The organism is Veillonella parvula, assembly GCF_002005185.1.
In the GTDB taxonomy this organism is placed as follows: domain Bacteria; phylum Bacillota; class Negativicutes; order Veillonellales; family Veillonellaceae; genus Veillonella; species Veillonella parvula_M.
In genome coordinates this window covers 789,606-804,567 of record NZ_CP019721.1, presented here as the reverse complement: position 1 = coordinate 804,567, position 14,962 = coordinate 789,606, and the positions used below count along the sequence as shown (strand labels likewise).

Genomic DNA, 14,962 nt, shown 5'->3' with positions numbered 1-14,962 from the left:
CTTATATAACACATAAAAAACACATATGAACTCCACCAAAGCTCGTATGTCAGAGCTCATAATAGAAAATTCATTATAAATTTGTAATTTCTGGGCGATCCGTAGTCTTGCTAACAACCCCTTCACGGCTCGCTAGCTCTGCTTCAATGGCTTCGTATGGAATATTTTTCTCCGCTAATAACACGAGCAAGTGATATAACACGTCTGCTGTTTCGTAAATCAGCTCTTGCGGATCTTCATTTTTTGCGGCGATTACTACCTCTGTAGTCTCTTCACCAACTTTTTTCAAGATTTTATCGAGCCCTTTGTCGAATAAATAATTCGTATAAGAACCTTCCTTTGGCTGTGCCTTGCGATTTTTAATAATTTCGTATAATTCGTTCAGTGTTTGCTGCGCCATGTTTAACTCCGTTCTACTTCATTAAAAAAACAGCTTGTGCGCCCTGTGTGACAGGCAGGACCTTTCGGCTTAACTTGTATGAGCAAGGTATCGCCATCACAATCTAGGGCCATGCTCACCACGTGCTGCACATTACCACTAGTGCTACCCTTATGCCATAACTCTTCACGAGATCGAGACCAAAACCACGTTTCCCTTGTTTCTAGTGTCTTGTGAAAGCTTTCTTCGTTCATCCACGCCACCATGAGGACATCCTTTGTCTCTGCATCCTGCACAACCGTCGGCAACAAGCCATTTCCTTTTTCAAAATCCGGTTTCATATTCTATCCTTTATTAAAAGTAATCACCAATCTGTTATCCTATATCAGCTTGTATCTCTATCTATTACTATTTCTATTTTCTGTTTATCTATGAACAAATGATTTAACTAACTCTGGACATATAAAATAGTAAAGAACTTACGAGAGATAATAATTTTTTAAATCTGTTTTAGCGTACTGTAATTCCGTGAGCTCGTAGTTCTTGTTTAAGTTCAGGAATTTTAACTTCCCCAAAGTGGAATATAGATGCCGCCAAAGCGCCGGTAACGCCGGTTTGCTCAAAAAGGTCTACAAAATCCTCAACCTTACCTGCCCCTCCAGATGCAATGATAGGTACATTTACGACGGACTCTAGAGCCTTATATAGTTCAATATCAAAGCCGGATTTTGTGCCATCTTTGTCCATACTTGTCACTAGCAACTCCCCTGCTCCACGAGCTACGGCCTCTTTAGCCCAGTCGAGAGCTTTCCACTCTGTACGCTTACGACCGCCATGAGTGTAAGCATACCATTCACCAGTTTCTTCATCGGTTTTCACATCAATAGCTACCACCATACATTGATTGCCAAATTTTTGAGCCCCTTCTGTGATGAGCTCAGGGTTAGCGAGAGCCCCGGAGTTCAAAGATACCTTGTCCGCACCAGCTTTCAATAAAGCCGTCATATCATCAACGCTTTTGATACCACCACCCACGGTGAGTGGCATAAATACTTGTGTGGAGATTTCTTGAACCACATCGCGCATAGTAGTCCGCGCATCAACGGTGGCCGTAATGTCTAAAAATACGAGCTCATCAGCTTGTTGTTGCTCATAGGAGGCCGCAATGTCTACGGGACTGCCTACGTCTATGAGATTTACAAAGTTAACCCCTTTTTTTACGCGCCCATCATCTACATCAAGACAAGGGATAATCCGTTTCGCTAACATAAAGCTCCTTTCCATCGAGTGTCACTCAATATATTCCATTGGTTGAGGTCAATAATTAATTTGAGAGCATCACAGTCATTTCTATTATTTCTGCTGATTGTACTCGGCGATTTCCTCTAGCGTAATCGTGCCCTCGTACAGAGCCTTACCCACGATGCTATCCATAACACCTTTTTGTTCAAGAGATTTAATATCTGCCAAATTACGAACACCCCCAGAGGCAACGATGCGTGCTGTAGGGAATTCTTTTTGCAAATTTCCAAGTAACTCTTCATTGGCGCCCTGCATCGTACCGTCTCGGTCTACATCGGTAACGATAAAATACTTTGCCCCACCTTCAACCATGGCACCGATTAAATCGGTCATCGGCACGTCGGATTGGTCAAGCCAGCCTTCAGCGGCGACCTTGCCATTTTTTCCATCTACACCGATAACGATGCGCTCCGCACCGTATTCAGCTATAGCCTGCTTTGTAAGTTCCGGATTTTTAAGCGCTACAGAGCCTAAGATAACGCGATTTACACCCAAGCCTAAATAGAGGTCAACGGCCGCTTTATCTCGGATGCCGCCTCCAATTTCAAGAATGCCGGTGAAAGCTGCACGCACTGCTTTTACAATATCTACATTTACAGGCTTGCCCGCCTTGGCACCATCTAAATCGACGAGGTGCAAGGCCCCCACCTTAGTTGCTTCATATTGTTTCGCTTGGTCTACGGGATCAGGATTGATGACCGTTTCCTGTGCGAAGTCACCTTTATAGAGGCGAACACTGCGCCCATCTTGTAAATCTATAGCTGGAAAAATCATAGGTTCTCCTTTATTAAATGACTGTATTAAATAACGCCCTTTGTAGAATTTACGCCTTGAATATCTGGGTTAATAGTAACTGCTTTGCGCAATGCACGGCCCGTAGCCTTAAACATGCTTTCAATAATGTGATGTGTATTGCGACCATATAAATTGCGCACATGTAAGTTCATAGCAGCGCTCATCGCAAGAGCTTGGAAGAAGTCCTCCACCAACTCTGTTTCAAAGTTGCCACCTAAAACGGGCGTACTCCATTCCCCTTGGAAAACGAGGTACGGACGACCACTTAAATCGATGACAACTTGCGTCAATGCTTCATCCATAGGAATCCAGGCGTCGCCGTAGCGCTCGATACCAGCCTTGTCGCCAAGGGCTTTCACCAAGGCCTGACCTAATGCAAGTCCAACGTCCTCAATCGTATGATGAGCGTCCACATATGTATCGCCCTTTGCCTGTACCACAAGTCCAAAACGGCCGTGCTTCGCCAATAGCGTCAACATATGGTCAAAGAAGCCTATTCCGGTCGAGATGGAGCTCGTTTGCGCCCCATCAAGGGTAATTTTTACTGTAATATCTGTTTCTTGAGTGGTGCGTTGCACCGTACCTGTGCGTATCATAGCGACCTCTATACTTCAAATCTATTTTTATAATCTATATTTCTAATCTATATTTTCACTGTATATTTTAAATATGTATATAAATATAGATGCCAAATCTATTTTCTAATATGTTTTATAAGCTATTTTTCAAATCGTACTTCGATGGCACGAGCATGTGCTTCGAGGCCTTCCGTACGAGCCAATGTAGTAATGTGTTTTGCCACTTCTTCTAAACGTTCTTTCGTAAATTGTGTGAAAGACGTGCGTTTCACGAAATCATATACGCCAAGTGGAGATGAGAATCTAGCTGTGCCACTAGTAGGCAATACGTGGTTTGTACCACCTAAATAATCGCCCAACGGCTCTGATGCATAGGCACCGAGGAATACGGAGCCTGCATTTTGCACGAGGCTCATATAATTCATTGGATCTGGCAATTGGATTTCCAAATGCTCTGGCGCCACTTCGTTCATTACCGTGAACATGTCTTCAATGCTGTTCATAATTGCAATATAACTGTTGTTTTCAATAGCTGGACGAGCGATACTTTCACGAGGTAACAGTTTAAGTTGACGTTCCACCTCATCAGATACGGCATTTGCTAAGCTTTCACTGGTAGTCACCATAATGGCGCGCGCACGAGGGTCATGTTCCGCTTGGGATAAGAGATCTGCTGCGAGATGCACTGGATTTGCGCTGTCATCGGCAATAACGCCAATTTCACTTGGTCCCGCAATCATGTCGATATCGACTTGGCCAAACACCTGGCGTTTTGCCGTTGCCACGTAAATATTGCCAGGACCTACGATTTTATCTACCTTTGGAATCGTTTCCGTACCATAAGCAAGGGCCGCCACACCTTGGGCACCGCCCACTTGATATACCGCATCAACGCCGGCAAGCTTTGCAGCACCTAATACGGCAGGATTAATACCATCCTTTTGAGGAGGCGTAACCATGACGATTTCTTTTACGCCTGCGATCTTTGCAGGCAAAGCAGTCATGATAATGGTCGAAGGGTACGCGGCTGTACCTCCAGGAACGTAGAGACCAACGCGAGCCAAGGGAATGACCTTTTGACCGCGGATGATGCCCGGTGTATCCATATCTACAAAACCTTGCTCGATTTCACGGCTGTGGAATTCTGTAATGTTTGCCTTTGCCTTTAATAATGCGGCTTTCAACTCATCAGATAAAGACTCATAGGCTACGTCGATTTCCTCTTGAGGCACCTTGAAATCTTCAATGGAAACACCGTCAAATTTTTCAGAATACGCTTTGAGCGCCGCATCACCGTTAGTGCGGACATCAGCAATGATATCGTACACGCGACGTTCAATCTCCATATCTGTGGTTTGCTGTGTGTAATTCCGTACAATGGCAAGCATCGTCTCTAATGATTCCTTATATATTTTCATCTGTCATCCTTCTTCCTATTTGAGCTATCCGTATTGCTAGTTAAATATATGATTCACTCTACATCTTATTTATTAATTTTTATTAATTGCTTCTGAAAGCTGATCTATGAACTTAAAAATGGTGTTTCGCTTTTGTTTTAATGCTAATGGATTTGCTACTAAGCGTGTAGATATGGGCTGTAGCCAATCGAAGATTTCTAGATTGTTTTCACGCAAAGTGGTACCCGTTTCCGTAATATCTACGATAGCATCTGCTAGTCCTACAAGTGGGGCTAGCTCAACGGAACCTTCAATTTTGATGATTTCCACGTCTTGAGCTCCAAAGTACTGTTTTGTAACAATTGGATATTTTGTACCAATTCGTTGACGGCGACCTTCTTTAGGATCATAACCCGCTAAGGATGCCAAGATAAATTGGCATTTACCCGTTTGTAAATCTAGCATTTCATAGCTTGTATCGTCTTGTTCATCGAGCACATCGCTACCGACGATGCCAAGATCAACAACACCATTTTTCAAATACGTCGTTACATCTGGCCCCTTTGCAAGGATGACCTCCATAGAATCACCTAAAGAGATAATGAGCTTGCGCGCCTTATTATGTAATGGCTCGCAGTCAATGCCACATGCTTCTAGGAGTGGAATAAAATCCTTTTCTACGCGCCCCTTCGTAAGAGCAATACGCAATGTATCGTTATCTTGAGCTTTGCTTTCACCCTGCAAGGTAACATCAGTCAAGACGTCGATATTAAAAGCCATCCCTACTGCCGGCATCGGCGTACCATCAAAGCTAGATAGCAAGCCATCATAGCGACCGCCACTGACGATGTATTGAGACACGCCGTCCACATAGCCTCTAAACGTAAGGCCTGTGTAATAGGATTGAAGCGGTTCCGTAGATACATCGATGCGAACCTGTTGCCCCGTTGCTTCCACTTGATTTGCCATATCTACGAGATTATCTAAAATGCGCTGCGCCGCTGCAGGCAAGATAATCTGATTTAGCTCATCCTTAATATCTTGAACCGTACCAAACAAGCGAGGCCATACAGTTAAGAATGGATATAGCGCACTATTTTTAAAGTCAGAAATCAACTCGTTATATCGTGGCAAGTATTTAGTGAATAACGCCTCTAAGAGCTCTGCTTTTTCATCATCGCTAAGTCCTAGAGCATCGGTAATAGCACGAGAAAAACGAGCATCCCCAATTTCGAGCAACAAATGATTACCCAACTGAGCTTCGTTCACCTCTTTAATAATCTTGAAGCACTCTTGCTCAGCCTCAAGCCCTTCGTAGCCTACCATCTCGATGCCACCTTGCGTCACTTGGTTAACATCACCACGGTGCTTTTTATTTTTCATAAACACATCGCCCAAATAGTAGAACGTGCGAGGCAATTCAATATTTGTTGTCGCCAAGAAACGACCGATAGGCATTGTCAAATCAGGACGAATTACGACGGGCACTTCAGAACTATCCATGAATTCGTACATATGTTGACCGCGCCCCATTGCATAGCCATTGAATACATCTTTGTACTCTACAAGAGGCGTAGAAATCTTTGTGTATTGACGATTTCGACAAAGACCGAGTACATATTGACTCACATCATCCTTACGCTCTGCTACGATCCCTATATCATCGCGGAAACCAGTAGGTAATTGCTGCTGTACCATCGTAAACATCCTTTCTATCAATTGATTCATATCATTTCTCGTGTTTTTGAAAACTATATACCTATATTAACCTTTTAAGTTATATGACGATTTAAGTCATCTAGCTATTCAGTTTACTATGAGAAAAAATTTACCTATATCGATACTTTTCTATTTTATCGCTTTACTTTACTAAAGTATGAAATCATAATATAACGGTTCTATAGAATTGTCAATAGAACCGTTAATATTTCATGTATTTACTACATATATTTATTTAATTACACCCATATGTAGAAGATCTACATCATTATAAATTAAATTTGTTATTTCAAACTTATCATTTAGAGTGAAAGAGCCTTTTAATTCATTATAAGAAAAGGCATATCCATTCATACTTTCACCACGAATAGAAATAGTAGACATAGGCTCAACGACTACATCAACAGGAACCGCATGACGACCGAGTTGATCTATGACAAACTTAGCTTGTTCATACTCGCAATTTAAGAGCTGGCCCACATTATATATACCTTGATTATATTTTTCTAGCCATATCTCATATTGGCCATTCTTCTTATGTCTACCATAAGAGTAAATGATTAATATAAGAAGGATAATACCAAGAACGAAATCCATAATTACCTTTCTATCAATTTAGCCCCAAACGTTTTCTATATCTGCCACGCTATGTGCATCAGACCCCAATACAAATGGCACACCAATGATAGCCGCCATGCCTTGAATGAAGCGGCTTGGGTACATTTCACGACAATCTGGTTTGAAGAAGCCGCTCATGTTGTAGTCTAGCTCGCGACCTTGGACGCGCATGATATGCAAAATATCGCTTACCACCTGCGCATTGCGACGATCTAAATGACGTTCAAAACCAAAGTGATGTTGGTATTTCTTGATTAAATCAAAGTGCCCAATACGTTTAGGTGTATATTCACCGAGGTCAGCACGCACGGCTTGTCGCACGGTGGAGTAATATTTGTAATATAACTCATATTGTTTTTCAATCCACGGCCCGAACCCTTTTTCAAATTCTTCAGGACTGTAGTCTAAGCAGTAAAAGGCATTATTAACGCCTTCCATAAAGTGAACGGATAAAATATTATCATCCGTCAACGGACCATAGCGATCCAAGAACTCTTGAATGTCTGATTCAAAGCCTGGAATATAATCGACTTCAAAACCGAGAGAAATATCGATATGTGTGCCATACGCACGTTGTAATTGACGACCCAACTCTAAGTAAGTATCAACTTCATTTAATTTCAAAGACGCTGTGTCATAGGCCTTTTTATCACCACCGTATTCTGCAGCAAAAGCTGTTGGCAATGGTGCATGTTCTGTGAGGCATACCTTTTCTATACGCAACTCGATGGTCTTTTCAATCATCATCGCAGTTCGGTCCCCACTACCATGTGGACACAATTCCGTATGTACATGACCGTCCACAAGACGGCTGCGATACTTACTGTATCCAACGAACTGCCTTTCGTCTTTCATATTCATTCAATCACCCCTATTCGCCCTACCCCTTGGCGAATCCTTATCTATAATCTGTACATTATTAGTATATCGTATTAATATCTATGTTTTCCTATACTAATTATTATACCAATAATGCGTATGTTTCGGTATCCTGATATTTACCATGTTTGAATCCAACTTGAGGCGTTAAACCACAATAGGTAAAGCCAAATCGCGCGTGTAACTTAGTGCTACCTTCATTGCCAGCCGTAATAACGGATACCACATTGTGCAATAACGGATCATTTTTTGCTATTTCTAAAATATGAGCCATCAGTTGTGTAGCAATCCCCCTACCGCGATAATCTTGATGGATATAGATAGATAATTCAACAGTACTTTTATAGGCCTCTTTAGGTCGATATGGTGAAAGCGATGCATAACCTGCTACAATTCCATCAATCGTACCTACCACAATAGGATGGTGCTCATCGCTATGAGACTCATACCACTCCTGCCACTCTGACAACGTGCGAGGCTCAAGATCAAGCGTGGCTACGCCGTTCACAACCTCATAGTTGTAAATATCTAAACAAGGGGCTATATCATTCCTTGTAATTGGTCGTATTACTAATTCACTCATAAGTATTCCTCAAAACTGTAGGTATCCTAAAAAATATTATTTCTATTTAACATAATATATAAAAATAGCCCACATACGCAAGAAAAAGGACGATCTATTCGTATAACATACCATTTCACTTTTCTCCATCTTTTGAGGTAAGAATTACATATTTTACATCTATATCCCCAATACAACAAAACTGAGTGGTAAAAACAACGTTTTTTACCACTCAGCATATACATTTTGAAGCATATATAAGTAAAAAGCTCTTATTTTACTTATATACTATCATCATATTTTTTATTATGACTATTAAAGCTAGTACATTTCTATAGGAGCAAAATTATACTCTTACTTGATTTATAAGAAAATTACACAATAACAAATAAAAGTACTGTAATAGCAATTAAAGCACTAATAACAGTATAGTCGATTCTTTTCAATCCTACGGATGCAGCAAAGCTGTGTGTAGGGCCACCAAAACCACGTAGTTCCAAGGATAACGCCATTGTTTCGGAGCGTCCCAAGGATTTTAATAGCAATGGTTGAATAACAGATGCATAGGATTTGATACGCTTAATGAAGTTGCCTTCTAGAGATAAGCCACGGCAAGCTTGCGCCTCTTGTACAGCATGGCTTTCAGCAATAAAGTCAGGCACGAAACGAAGAGCAGCAGTGAACATAAATGCATATTCGTAAGGAATTTTGCATTGTGTTACGAGCGCTGCCGTAAGGTCTTGCAATTTTGTAGTTGCCAATAGTCCAATGAACACAAGTGTCATAGCGAGCATACGTAAGCCAGATACAATGGCAGATGTTACATCGCCGCTGCCGAGGAATTGGATAAGACCAAGAAATACGGCAAAGCTAGTTAATGCCAACACTGCTTTGTGTTGTTTGAACAACAAACCCGCTACAAACAATACACCGAGTTCTACTACGACTAATACCAATAGAGATACCCAGTCGCGCAACAGGATGGCCCACACGGATACGGCGAGGGTCATCAAGATTTTTGTTAATGGTACTAAACGTTCCATATGTCCCTCCTATTTTCCGCTCAACTGAGCCACTAACTTAGATTTCAATTCATCCATAGATTTGCAATAGCCCAAGGATGGTACCGCTAGTGAAAGCTCTACACTTGGCGGCTTCGTAAGGCCTAAATCTTGCAATTCATCCGTAGACTTTTTAAATAATTCTTCTGGACTGCCATCAAAGGCTACGGTTTGGTTGCCCATGATGATAGCACGGCTACATTCGCTAGCCATGATTTCCATATCATGTGTAATGAGAAGAATCGTGATACCTTCCGCATTGAGCTGACGCAATAATGCTAATAGCTCTTTTGTTTCCTTACCATCTTGACCACTTGTTGGCTCATCAAGGATGAGGATTTTAGACTTCATAGCCAACGCGGAAGCAATGGCTACGCGTTGCTTTTCACCGCGGCGCAATGTCGGAGGGTATGCTTCACGCAAATGAGCAATACCTGTACGTTTCAATACTTCATCAACAATGCGTTTCACTTCGGATTTAGTACGACCCAAAGACTCAGGACCAAAGGCAACCTCAGTGGCTACAGTGGGTCTAAACATTTGACGATCTGGCTGTTGGAATACATAGCCGATAAATTGCCCCCGTTTAGACGGCGGCATGGGCGTAATATCCCTACCGTTATAATACATGCGACCTTCGCTAGCCTTCTCAAGGCCTACGAGCAAACGAGTTATGGTCGTTTTACCGCAACCATTACGACCACCGATGGCGATATATTCGCCGCCTTCAATGGTGAAAGTCACGTCTCGGAAAATATCTACGGATGGCACATAGCCAAAGCGGATGTTTTCAACCTTAAGCATGAGCGCCACCGTCCTTTCCTGGTACATCATCAACGCGTTGAACTGGTTGTCTATTTTCTACTATATTAGATTGATCAGCAAGATTATCTACTGTATTCCTTTGATTAGCTGGAGAGTTACTTTCACCATGCACCTCGGTTTGAATCGCATGAGCCATTTCAATTTGGTGCAAGCCCTTGATAGCAGACTCGATGCTGAGCCAAGGTTCATCACTGTGAAAGCCGGCTTGTTCCAATTCCATATAGGTTGTAAAAACGGATGGCAATGCATCGACATGAATATTGTGCTCGTACATGTAACGAAGCGTAGTCGGTACATCGTCATCACAGGCGATAGAACCATTTACCATGAGGGCCATGCGGTTAGCATACGGCAATACGGCATGCAAGTCATGGTCGATAACGACAACGGTGATACCGTGTTTTTGGTTCAAATCACCTACGAGGCGATATAACTCAGCGGTCCCATCTGGATCGAGAGAGCTTGTCGGTTCGTCAAGAACAAGTACGGTTGGATTCGTAGCCAATACAGAAGCAATAGCCAAACGTTGGCGTTGACCACCAGATAAACTTGTAATCTTGCGATCTTCTAAGCCTACGAGGCCAACTTGCTTAAACACCTCTTCAGAACGAGCTTTAATAGTTTCACGGTCATAACCGCGGTTTTCCATAGCAAAGGCCACTTCTTCACGAACAGTCATCGTTACGAGCTGTGTATCGTAGTCGGCTAGAACTACACCGATATGGTTCGCTAGTTCTGGGATTTCCATTTGCGTAGTCGCATGACCATCTACGAAGACCATGCCTTCTAGACGTCCACCATAGAATTTAGGTACCGCCCCTACCATCGCCATACAAAGGGTGCTTTTACCACAGCCTGCAGGGCCTGTAACAACGAGGAAATCACCTTCATTTACATCGAGATTGATATTTTCGAGGGATGGTGTAGTCGCCTTAGGATGATAGTAATTTACGTGCTCAATGGATATTTTAGCTTGGCGCTCAGGCAAAATAGTCAAGCGACTATGATCAGATGTCAATTGATCTGCATTTGGCAACATGCCACGTTTAGAGAATAAACGTTGTGCCGGAATATACAAGATTGGTGTAATGGCACCATTCAAGGCTCCTACAATGAGTACCAATGGCCACATGCCGTACATGTACACATTATTTGGCAAACCAAGCACTTGCCACAAAATGGTAACAAAGATACCGCCAGATACAACAGTTGCTAAGAAGCCAGACACGACAGGCGTTAAATCAAAACCACCAATTTTACGGAACTTCACAGACAACATAGCGCGCGTTACGAGAGCCGCCGTCAAAGCACCACCCGGCTCAGACAATAAGTTGCCATAAGGGAACGCTGACTTAGACGTCAATACATTGATGAGGGCCGCTACAAGGCCAATCCCCAAGGTTTGACTCAAACTAGGACGAGTCAATAAAATAGCTACGCAGTACGTAGCAATCGTCCAGTTCGGCGTTACCCCAGCCACACTAGGGCTCACCAAATGCAAAATTGTGCCCAATGCGAGCATCAATGTGCTAACAGTAACCCATCTAAACTGGCCACCCTGCACATGTGTGTACACAAGATCCTGAATCCGTTCCATAATAGCCTCATTTCTATAAAAATATATATGGATTTATTTTAACATTTATATGGGTATTGTGAAAGTTTAGAGCATAACAAAAAATAGCAGGGGATTAATCCTGCTATTTTTATAATATACTCTAAAGAAAATTTACGATTTATAACCATCAAGCTTATTATAAATAATAAACTCTCTAAGTATATTTTTAATTTTAATAATACATTTCCAATGAGGTTGATCTACAATTCCTAAATTTTGTTTAGCTCGCTCGATGTCTACAGTAGAAATCAACTCATTAAAGCGTCCATATTCATCAATGTTAGTTTCATTAACATGAGCATTTAACAATGCCCTCAACTTAGCTTCATCAACACCCAACAAATTAATACAATACTGTATCTTCGCGTTCCAATCGACATTCATATATTCATTGATATAATCAGTCAATGTCTTATTCTCGTCAACAACTAACCGCTTATGTTCTATATCAACCAAAATTTGTCTAGCAGCACGTTGTTCTTCTTGAGATAATTGAGCAAAGCTTTTATGAAGCATCATTCTTAATTGATCAATTAAAGTACTATCAAAGTCATCAATATTATATGCTCTTATATACTTCTCAAAATTTTTATTCATATAATCAGCATCAATCCGAATAGATTCTTGCTTATGAGCTTTGGCAGTTATATCAAAAGGAATCACTGGATTAGATTTACCATCAGGTGTACTAGAACTAAATAATTCTCCATATCGAACTGCTAATGTGTTATACGTTTCCTCATCTAAATTTAGTCCTAGTTTCTCATCAATATTCTTTTGCCACGTAAACATCTGTAGCCGAATAGCTTCCATTAAGATACGCAATTGATAGAATAAGCGTCCAAATTTATGTCTACTCGCTATATTATCCGGTAATTTTGAATAGTATTCTATGCCTTCTGATATAAATAAATCTGAAATATCCTCTACTATAACATTCATTTTGCGAATATTCTGATCTTTTTTATCTGCATATAACCCTTCAGGTACCGATCCAGAATATAACCTAAAAGCATCTTGAATATTACGAGACATAGTATGTATCTTACGATAATATCTAATGCTACCAAATGGTTTTTCTGGACCATATAAACGGTTTGTTCTAGAGAAAGCTTGTACTATTTCTTCATAAGCCATAATTTTATCAACATATAGCGTATTTACATATTTTGAGTCAAAACCTGTCAATAATTGTTTAACGACAATTACAACATCAATATATTTATCTGTATCAATTTCTACATCATTAGAACGATATTGCAGCTTATGCGCAAGTCTAGCACAAACATCACGCTTAAATGAAGCATAACTTGATACAGTAAATTTTTGATTGAAATATGTATTATAGTCCTCTAAGATTTCTTCCAATGCTTCATCTTTGATAACAGCGGTTGTAGGATCCATTTCACCATCTACAGTAGGGTCAAATAAGGCCACTACTTTTAAATTAGGTGCACTCCGTCTAAACAATCGATAGTAAGAAATCGCTTCAGATATACTATGGGTTGCTAAAATACCATGGAATAATCCTTTATAACTTTGTACCAACCATTTACCATGAATATCTGCAATTACAGCTCTACGATGGTCATCATTATCATAATGTCCATTTTCTATATAATCCTCAATACCTCTTGTATATCCATGTTCATAATCTCGAACCATAGGTACATCATTTATAAAATGGTAATAGGCTTCTCGTTTTTCAGGAGATTCCATAACATCACTAACGGTATTAGCGCCAACCTCACGTAATGCAACTGCATTACGTAAATCTTCATCACTATATGTTGGCACCGATGTAATATCAAACCCTAACACATTTTTATCTCGAATACCATCAGAAATACTATACCGATGCAATTCATCACCAAATAAATCGGCAGTCGCTAATGTTTTCTTTGCATTATCTTTAAAAATTGGCGTACCCGTAAAACCAAATAATAAAGCATGAGGGAATGTTTCCTTGATTGCTCTCAACATATCGCCAAAAGTATTGCGATGACATTCATCAAAAATAAAAACCAACCGTTTTCCTTTAACACGGTTCAACATATCATCGCGTGTATCATCTTTAGATAATTGATTCATCTTTTGAATAGAGGAAACAATAATCATATCCTTTGGTTCAATACTATCTAGTTTTTTCAGTAATACAGTACCACTTTCTGTACCTTCTACGGATGTAGCAGAGTCGGCAAACCCTTGATATGCCTGCAAAGACTGTGTTCCTAATTCAACACGGTCCACAAGAAATACGATTTTATCGGCATCTCCTACACTCGCAATAATCTGCGCCGTTTTAAACGATGTCATAGTTTTACCAGATCCTGTTGTATGCCAAATATATCCACCTAAAGGACTGCTATATCCCCAATCAGCTTTACTAACTATATCTGCAATACGACTTGCTGCATAATACTGATAGCTACGCATCACTTTGAGGACACCGTCAGAGCTATCTGGAATTGTATAAAACCCTAATAATTCATGCGCTAATGGAATTGCCAACAACGTTCCGGCAATTTGAGTCCAATCTCCTATAATTTCATTGTTTACATCAGCCCAATGAAATTGAAATTCTGACTTTAAAGGTTCTCCATTTCCAGGATTAGCAAAATATACCGTTTCTTCTGGTGTCATAGCCACAAAAATTTGTATTAAAGCAAATAATCCAGAGAACAAACCACGACGATTATATAAATCAATTTGATTAATTGCTAAATCAACCGGAATACCTGAACGTTTCAATTCAATATGAATAACAGGCATCCCATTAATTAGCAACATGACGTCTCCACGTCTATCTCTAGAAACATCATTAAGTCCTTTAAATTGTGGTTGACGTGCTATTTGATAAACACTTTGTCCAGAAGCAATTTCATTACGGTCAAAAATTTTAAGTGATACATTTTTCCCCAAATGCATCGCATCATCTTGATTATCACGTTTAATAGTAACTACTTTGCCATTTATCCAATCATTTATCATGGCGGGACTTTTCAACATCTTAATTTGCATTAAGATTTGATTCATCTCGCTATCAGTCAACGGATATTTATCTAGCTTGTCAGGAGAACAGTTATTTTTATAAATAATATCTGCCCAATTCTTTACAAGCGCCTCTTCTGTTGGATATTCAATACACTCTGCTTCCCAACCATGATTAGATAACTGCTGAATAAGGGCTAATTCAAAATCAGATTCTTTTGTAAAAATCATAATTCAC

The 14,962-nt window shown here is 40.5% G+C and carries 14 protein-coding genes; all 14 read right to left on the bottom strand.

The annotated features are described in order from the left end of the window. Positions 1–73: 73 nt before the first annotated feature. The 14 genes from hisE to B1A77_RS03470 all read right to left on the bottom strand — a co-directional run bounded on the left by hisE (position 74) and on the right by B1A77_RS03470 (position 14,955). Positions 74–400 (bottom strand): phosphoribosyl-ATP diphosphatase, encoded by a 327-nt coding sequence (hisE, locus tag B1A77_RS03535; protein ID WP_077707951.1) that lies wholly within the window; start codon positions 398–400, stop codon positions 74–76. Positions 401–402: 2 nt separating this feature from the next. Next, positions 403–720 (bottom strand): phosphoribosyl-AMP cyclohydrolase, encoded by a 318-nt coding sequence (gene hisI / locus B1A77_RS03530; RefSeq protein ID WP_077707950.1) that lies wholly within the window; start codon positions 718–720, stop codon positions 403–405. A gap of 169 nt (positions 721–889) precedes the next feature. After that, positions 890–1,648: an imidazole glycerol phosphate synthase subunit HisF gene (gene hisF, locus B1A77_RS03525; RefSeq protein ID WP_077707949.1), complete on the bottom strand. Its 759-nt coding sequence runs from the start codon at positions 1,646–1,648 to the stop codon at positions 890–892. Between the two features lie 84 nt (positions 1,649–1,732). Beyond that, complete coding sequence (hisA, locus tag B1A77_RS03520) at positions 1,733–2,455, bottom strand: 1-(5-phosphoribosyl)-5-[(5-phosphoribosylamino)methylideneamino]imidazole-4-carboxamide isomerase (RefSeq protein ID WP_077707948.1); 723 nt, start codon at positions 2,453–2,455, stop codon at positions 1,733–1,735. A gap of 26 nt (positions 2,456–2,481) precedes the next feature. Further along, entirely contained in the window at positions 2,482–3,072 is a 591-nt protein-coding gene (gene hisB / locus B1A77_RS03515; protein ID WP_077707947.1) for an imidazoleglycerol-phosphate dehydratase HisB, read from the bottom strand. A gap of 122 nt (positions 3,073–3,194) precedes the next feature. Beyond that, positions 3,195–4,472: a histidinol dehydrogenase gene (hisD, locus tag B1A77_RS03510; protein WP_077707946.1), complete on the bottom strand. Its 1,278-nt coding sequence runs from the start codon at positions 4,470–4,472 to the stop codon at positions 3,195–3,197. 72 nt (positions 4,473–4,544) lie between these two features. Next, the gene (hisG, locus tag B1A77_RS03505) at positions 4,545–6,149 is read right to left on the bottom strand and encodes an ATP phosphoribosyltransferase (RefSeq protein ID WP_077707945.1); all 1,605 of its coding nucleotides are present in this window, start codon (positions 6,147–6,149) and stop codon (positions 4,545–4,547) included. Positions 6,150–6,401: 252 nt separating this feature from the next. After that, positions 6,402–6,767, bottom strand: a complete 366-nt coding sequence (locus B1A77_RS03500) for a hypothetical protein (protein WP_012863725.1) — start codon at positions 6,765–6,767, stop codon at positions 6,402–6,404. A gap of 18 nt (positions 6,768–6,785) precedes the next feature. Then, positions 6,786–7,649 (bottom strand): histidinol-phosphatase HisJ, encoded by an 864-nt coding sequence (hisJ, locus tag B1A77_RS03495; RefSeq protein WP_077707944.1) that lies wholly within the window; start codon positions 7,647–7,649, stop codon positions 6,786–6,788. A gap of 100 nt (positions 7,650–7,749) precedes the next feature. After that, positions 7,750–8,250 carry a GNAT family N-acetyltransferase gene (locus B1A77_RS03490; RefSeq protein ID WP_012863723.1) on the bottom strand — a complete coding sequence of 167 codons (501 nt, stop codon included), beginning with the start codon at positions 8,248–8,250 and terminating at the stop codon, positions 7,750–7,752. Positions 8,251–8,603: 353 nt separating this feature from the next. After that, positions 8,604–9,272 carry an energy-coupling factor transporter transmembrane component T family protein gene (locus B1A77_RS03485; RefSeq protein WP_077707943.1) on the bottom strand — a complete coding sequence of 223 codons (669 nt, stop codon included), beginning with the start codon at positions 9,270–9,272 and terminating at the stop codon, positions 8,604–8,606. Between the two features lie 9 nt (positions 9,273–9,281). After that, entirely contained in the window at positions 9,282–10,094 is an 813-nt protein-coding gene (locus B1A77_RS03480) for an energy-coupling factor ABC transporter ATP-binding protein (RefSeq protein ID WP_024061562.1), read from the bottom strand. After that, positions 10,087–11,712, bottom strand: a complete 1,626-nt coding sequence (locus tag B1A77_RS03475; protein ID WP_077707942.1) for a tryptophan transporter — start codon at positions 11,710–11,712, stop codon at positions 10,087–10,089. The genes B1A77_RS03480 and B1A77_RS03475 overlap by 8 nt, the downstream gene beginning before the upstream one ends. Positions 11,713–11,844: 132 nt before the next feature. Then, on the bottom strand, positions 11,845–14,955 hold the full coding sequence (locus B1A77_RS03470; protein ID WP_077707941.1) for a type I restriction endonuclease subunit R: 3,111 nt from the start codon (positions 14,953–14,955) through the stop codon (positions 11,845–11,847). Positions 14,956–14,962 lie beyond the last annotated feature (7 nt).

Excerpts from the sequence above, each read along its gene's own strand:
- hisA (WP_077707948.1), bottom strand. The coding sequence starts at position 2,455 with ATGATTTTTCCAGCTATAGATTTACAAGATGGGCGCAGTGTTCGCCTC.
- hisE (WP_077707951.1), bottom strand. The coding sequence starts at position 400 with ATGGCGCAGCAAACACTGAACGAATTATACGAAATTATTAAAAATCGC.
- hisB (WP_077707947.1), bottom strand. The coding sequence starts at position 3,072 with ATGATACGCACAGGTACGGTGCAACGCACCACTCAAGAAACAGATATT.
- B1A77_RS03480 (WP_024061562.1), bottom strand. The coding sequence starts at position 10,094 with ATGCTTAAGGTTGAAAACATCCGCTTTGGCTATGTGCCATCCGTAGAT.
- B1A77_RS03475 (WP_077707942.1), bottom strand. The coding sequence starts at position 11,712 with ATGGAACGGATTCAGGATCTTGTGTACACACATGTGCAGGGTGGCCAG.
- hisJ (WP_077707944.1), bottom strand. The coding sequence starts at position 7,649 with ATGAATATGAAAGACGAAAGGCAGTTCGTTGGATACAGTAAGTATCGC.
- hisI (WP_077707950.1), bottom strand. The coding sequence starts at position 720 with ATGAAACCGGATTTTGAAAAAGGAAATGGCTTGTTGCCGACGGTTGTG.
- hisD (WP_077707946.1), bottom strand. The coding sequence starts at position 4,472 with ATGAAAATATATAAGGAATCATTAGAGACGATGCTTGCCATTGTACGG.
- hisF (WP_077707949.1), bottom strand. The coding sequence starts at position 1,648 with ATGTTAGCGAAACGGATTATCCCTTGTCTTGATGTAGATGATGGGCGC.
- B1A77_RS03485 (WP_077707943.1), bottom strand. The coding sequence starts at position 9,272 with ATGGAACGTTTAGTACCATTAACAAAAATCTTGATGACCCTCGCCGTA.
- hisG (WP_077707945.1), bottom strand. The coding sequence starts at position 6,149 with ATGGTACAGCAGCAATTACCTACTGGTTTCCGCGATGATATAGGGATC.
- B1A77_RS03490 (WP_012863723.1), bottom strand. The coding sequence starts at position 8,250 with ATGAGTGAATTAGTAATACGACCAATTACAAGGAATGATATAGCCCCT.
- B1A77_RS03500 (WP_012863725.1), bottom strand. The coding sequence starts at position 6,767 with ATGGATTTCGTTCTTGGTATTATCCTTCTTATATTAATCATTTACTCT.
- B1A77_RS03470 (WP_077707941.1), bottom strand. The coding sequence starts at position 14,955 with ATGATTTTTACAAAAGAATCTGATTTTGAATTAGCCCTTATTCAGCAG.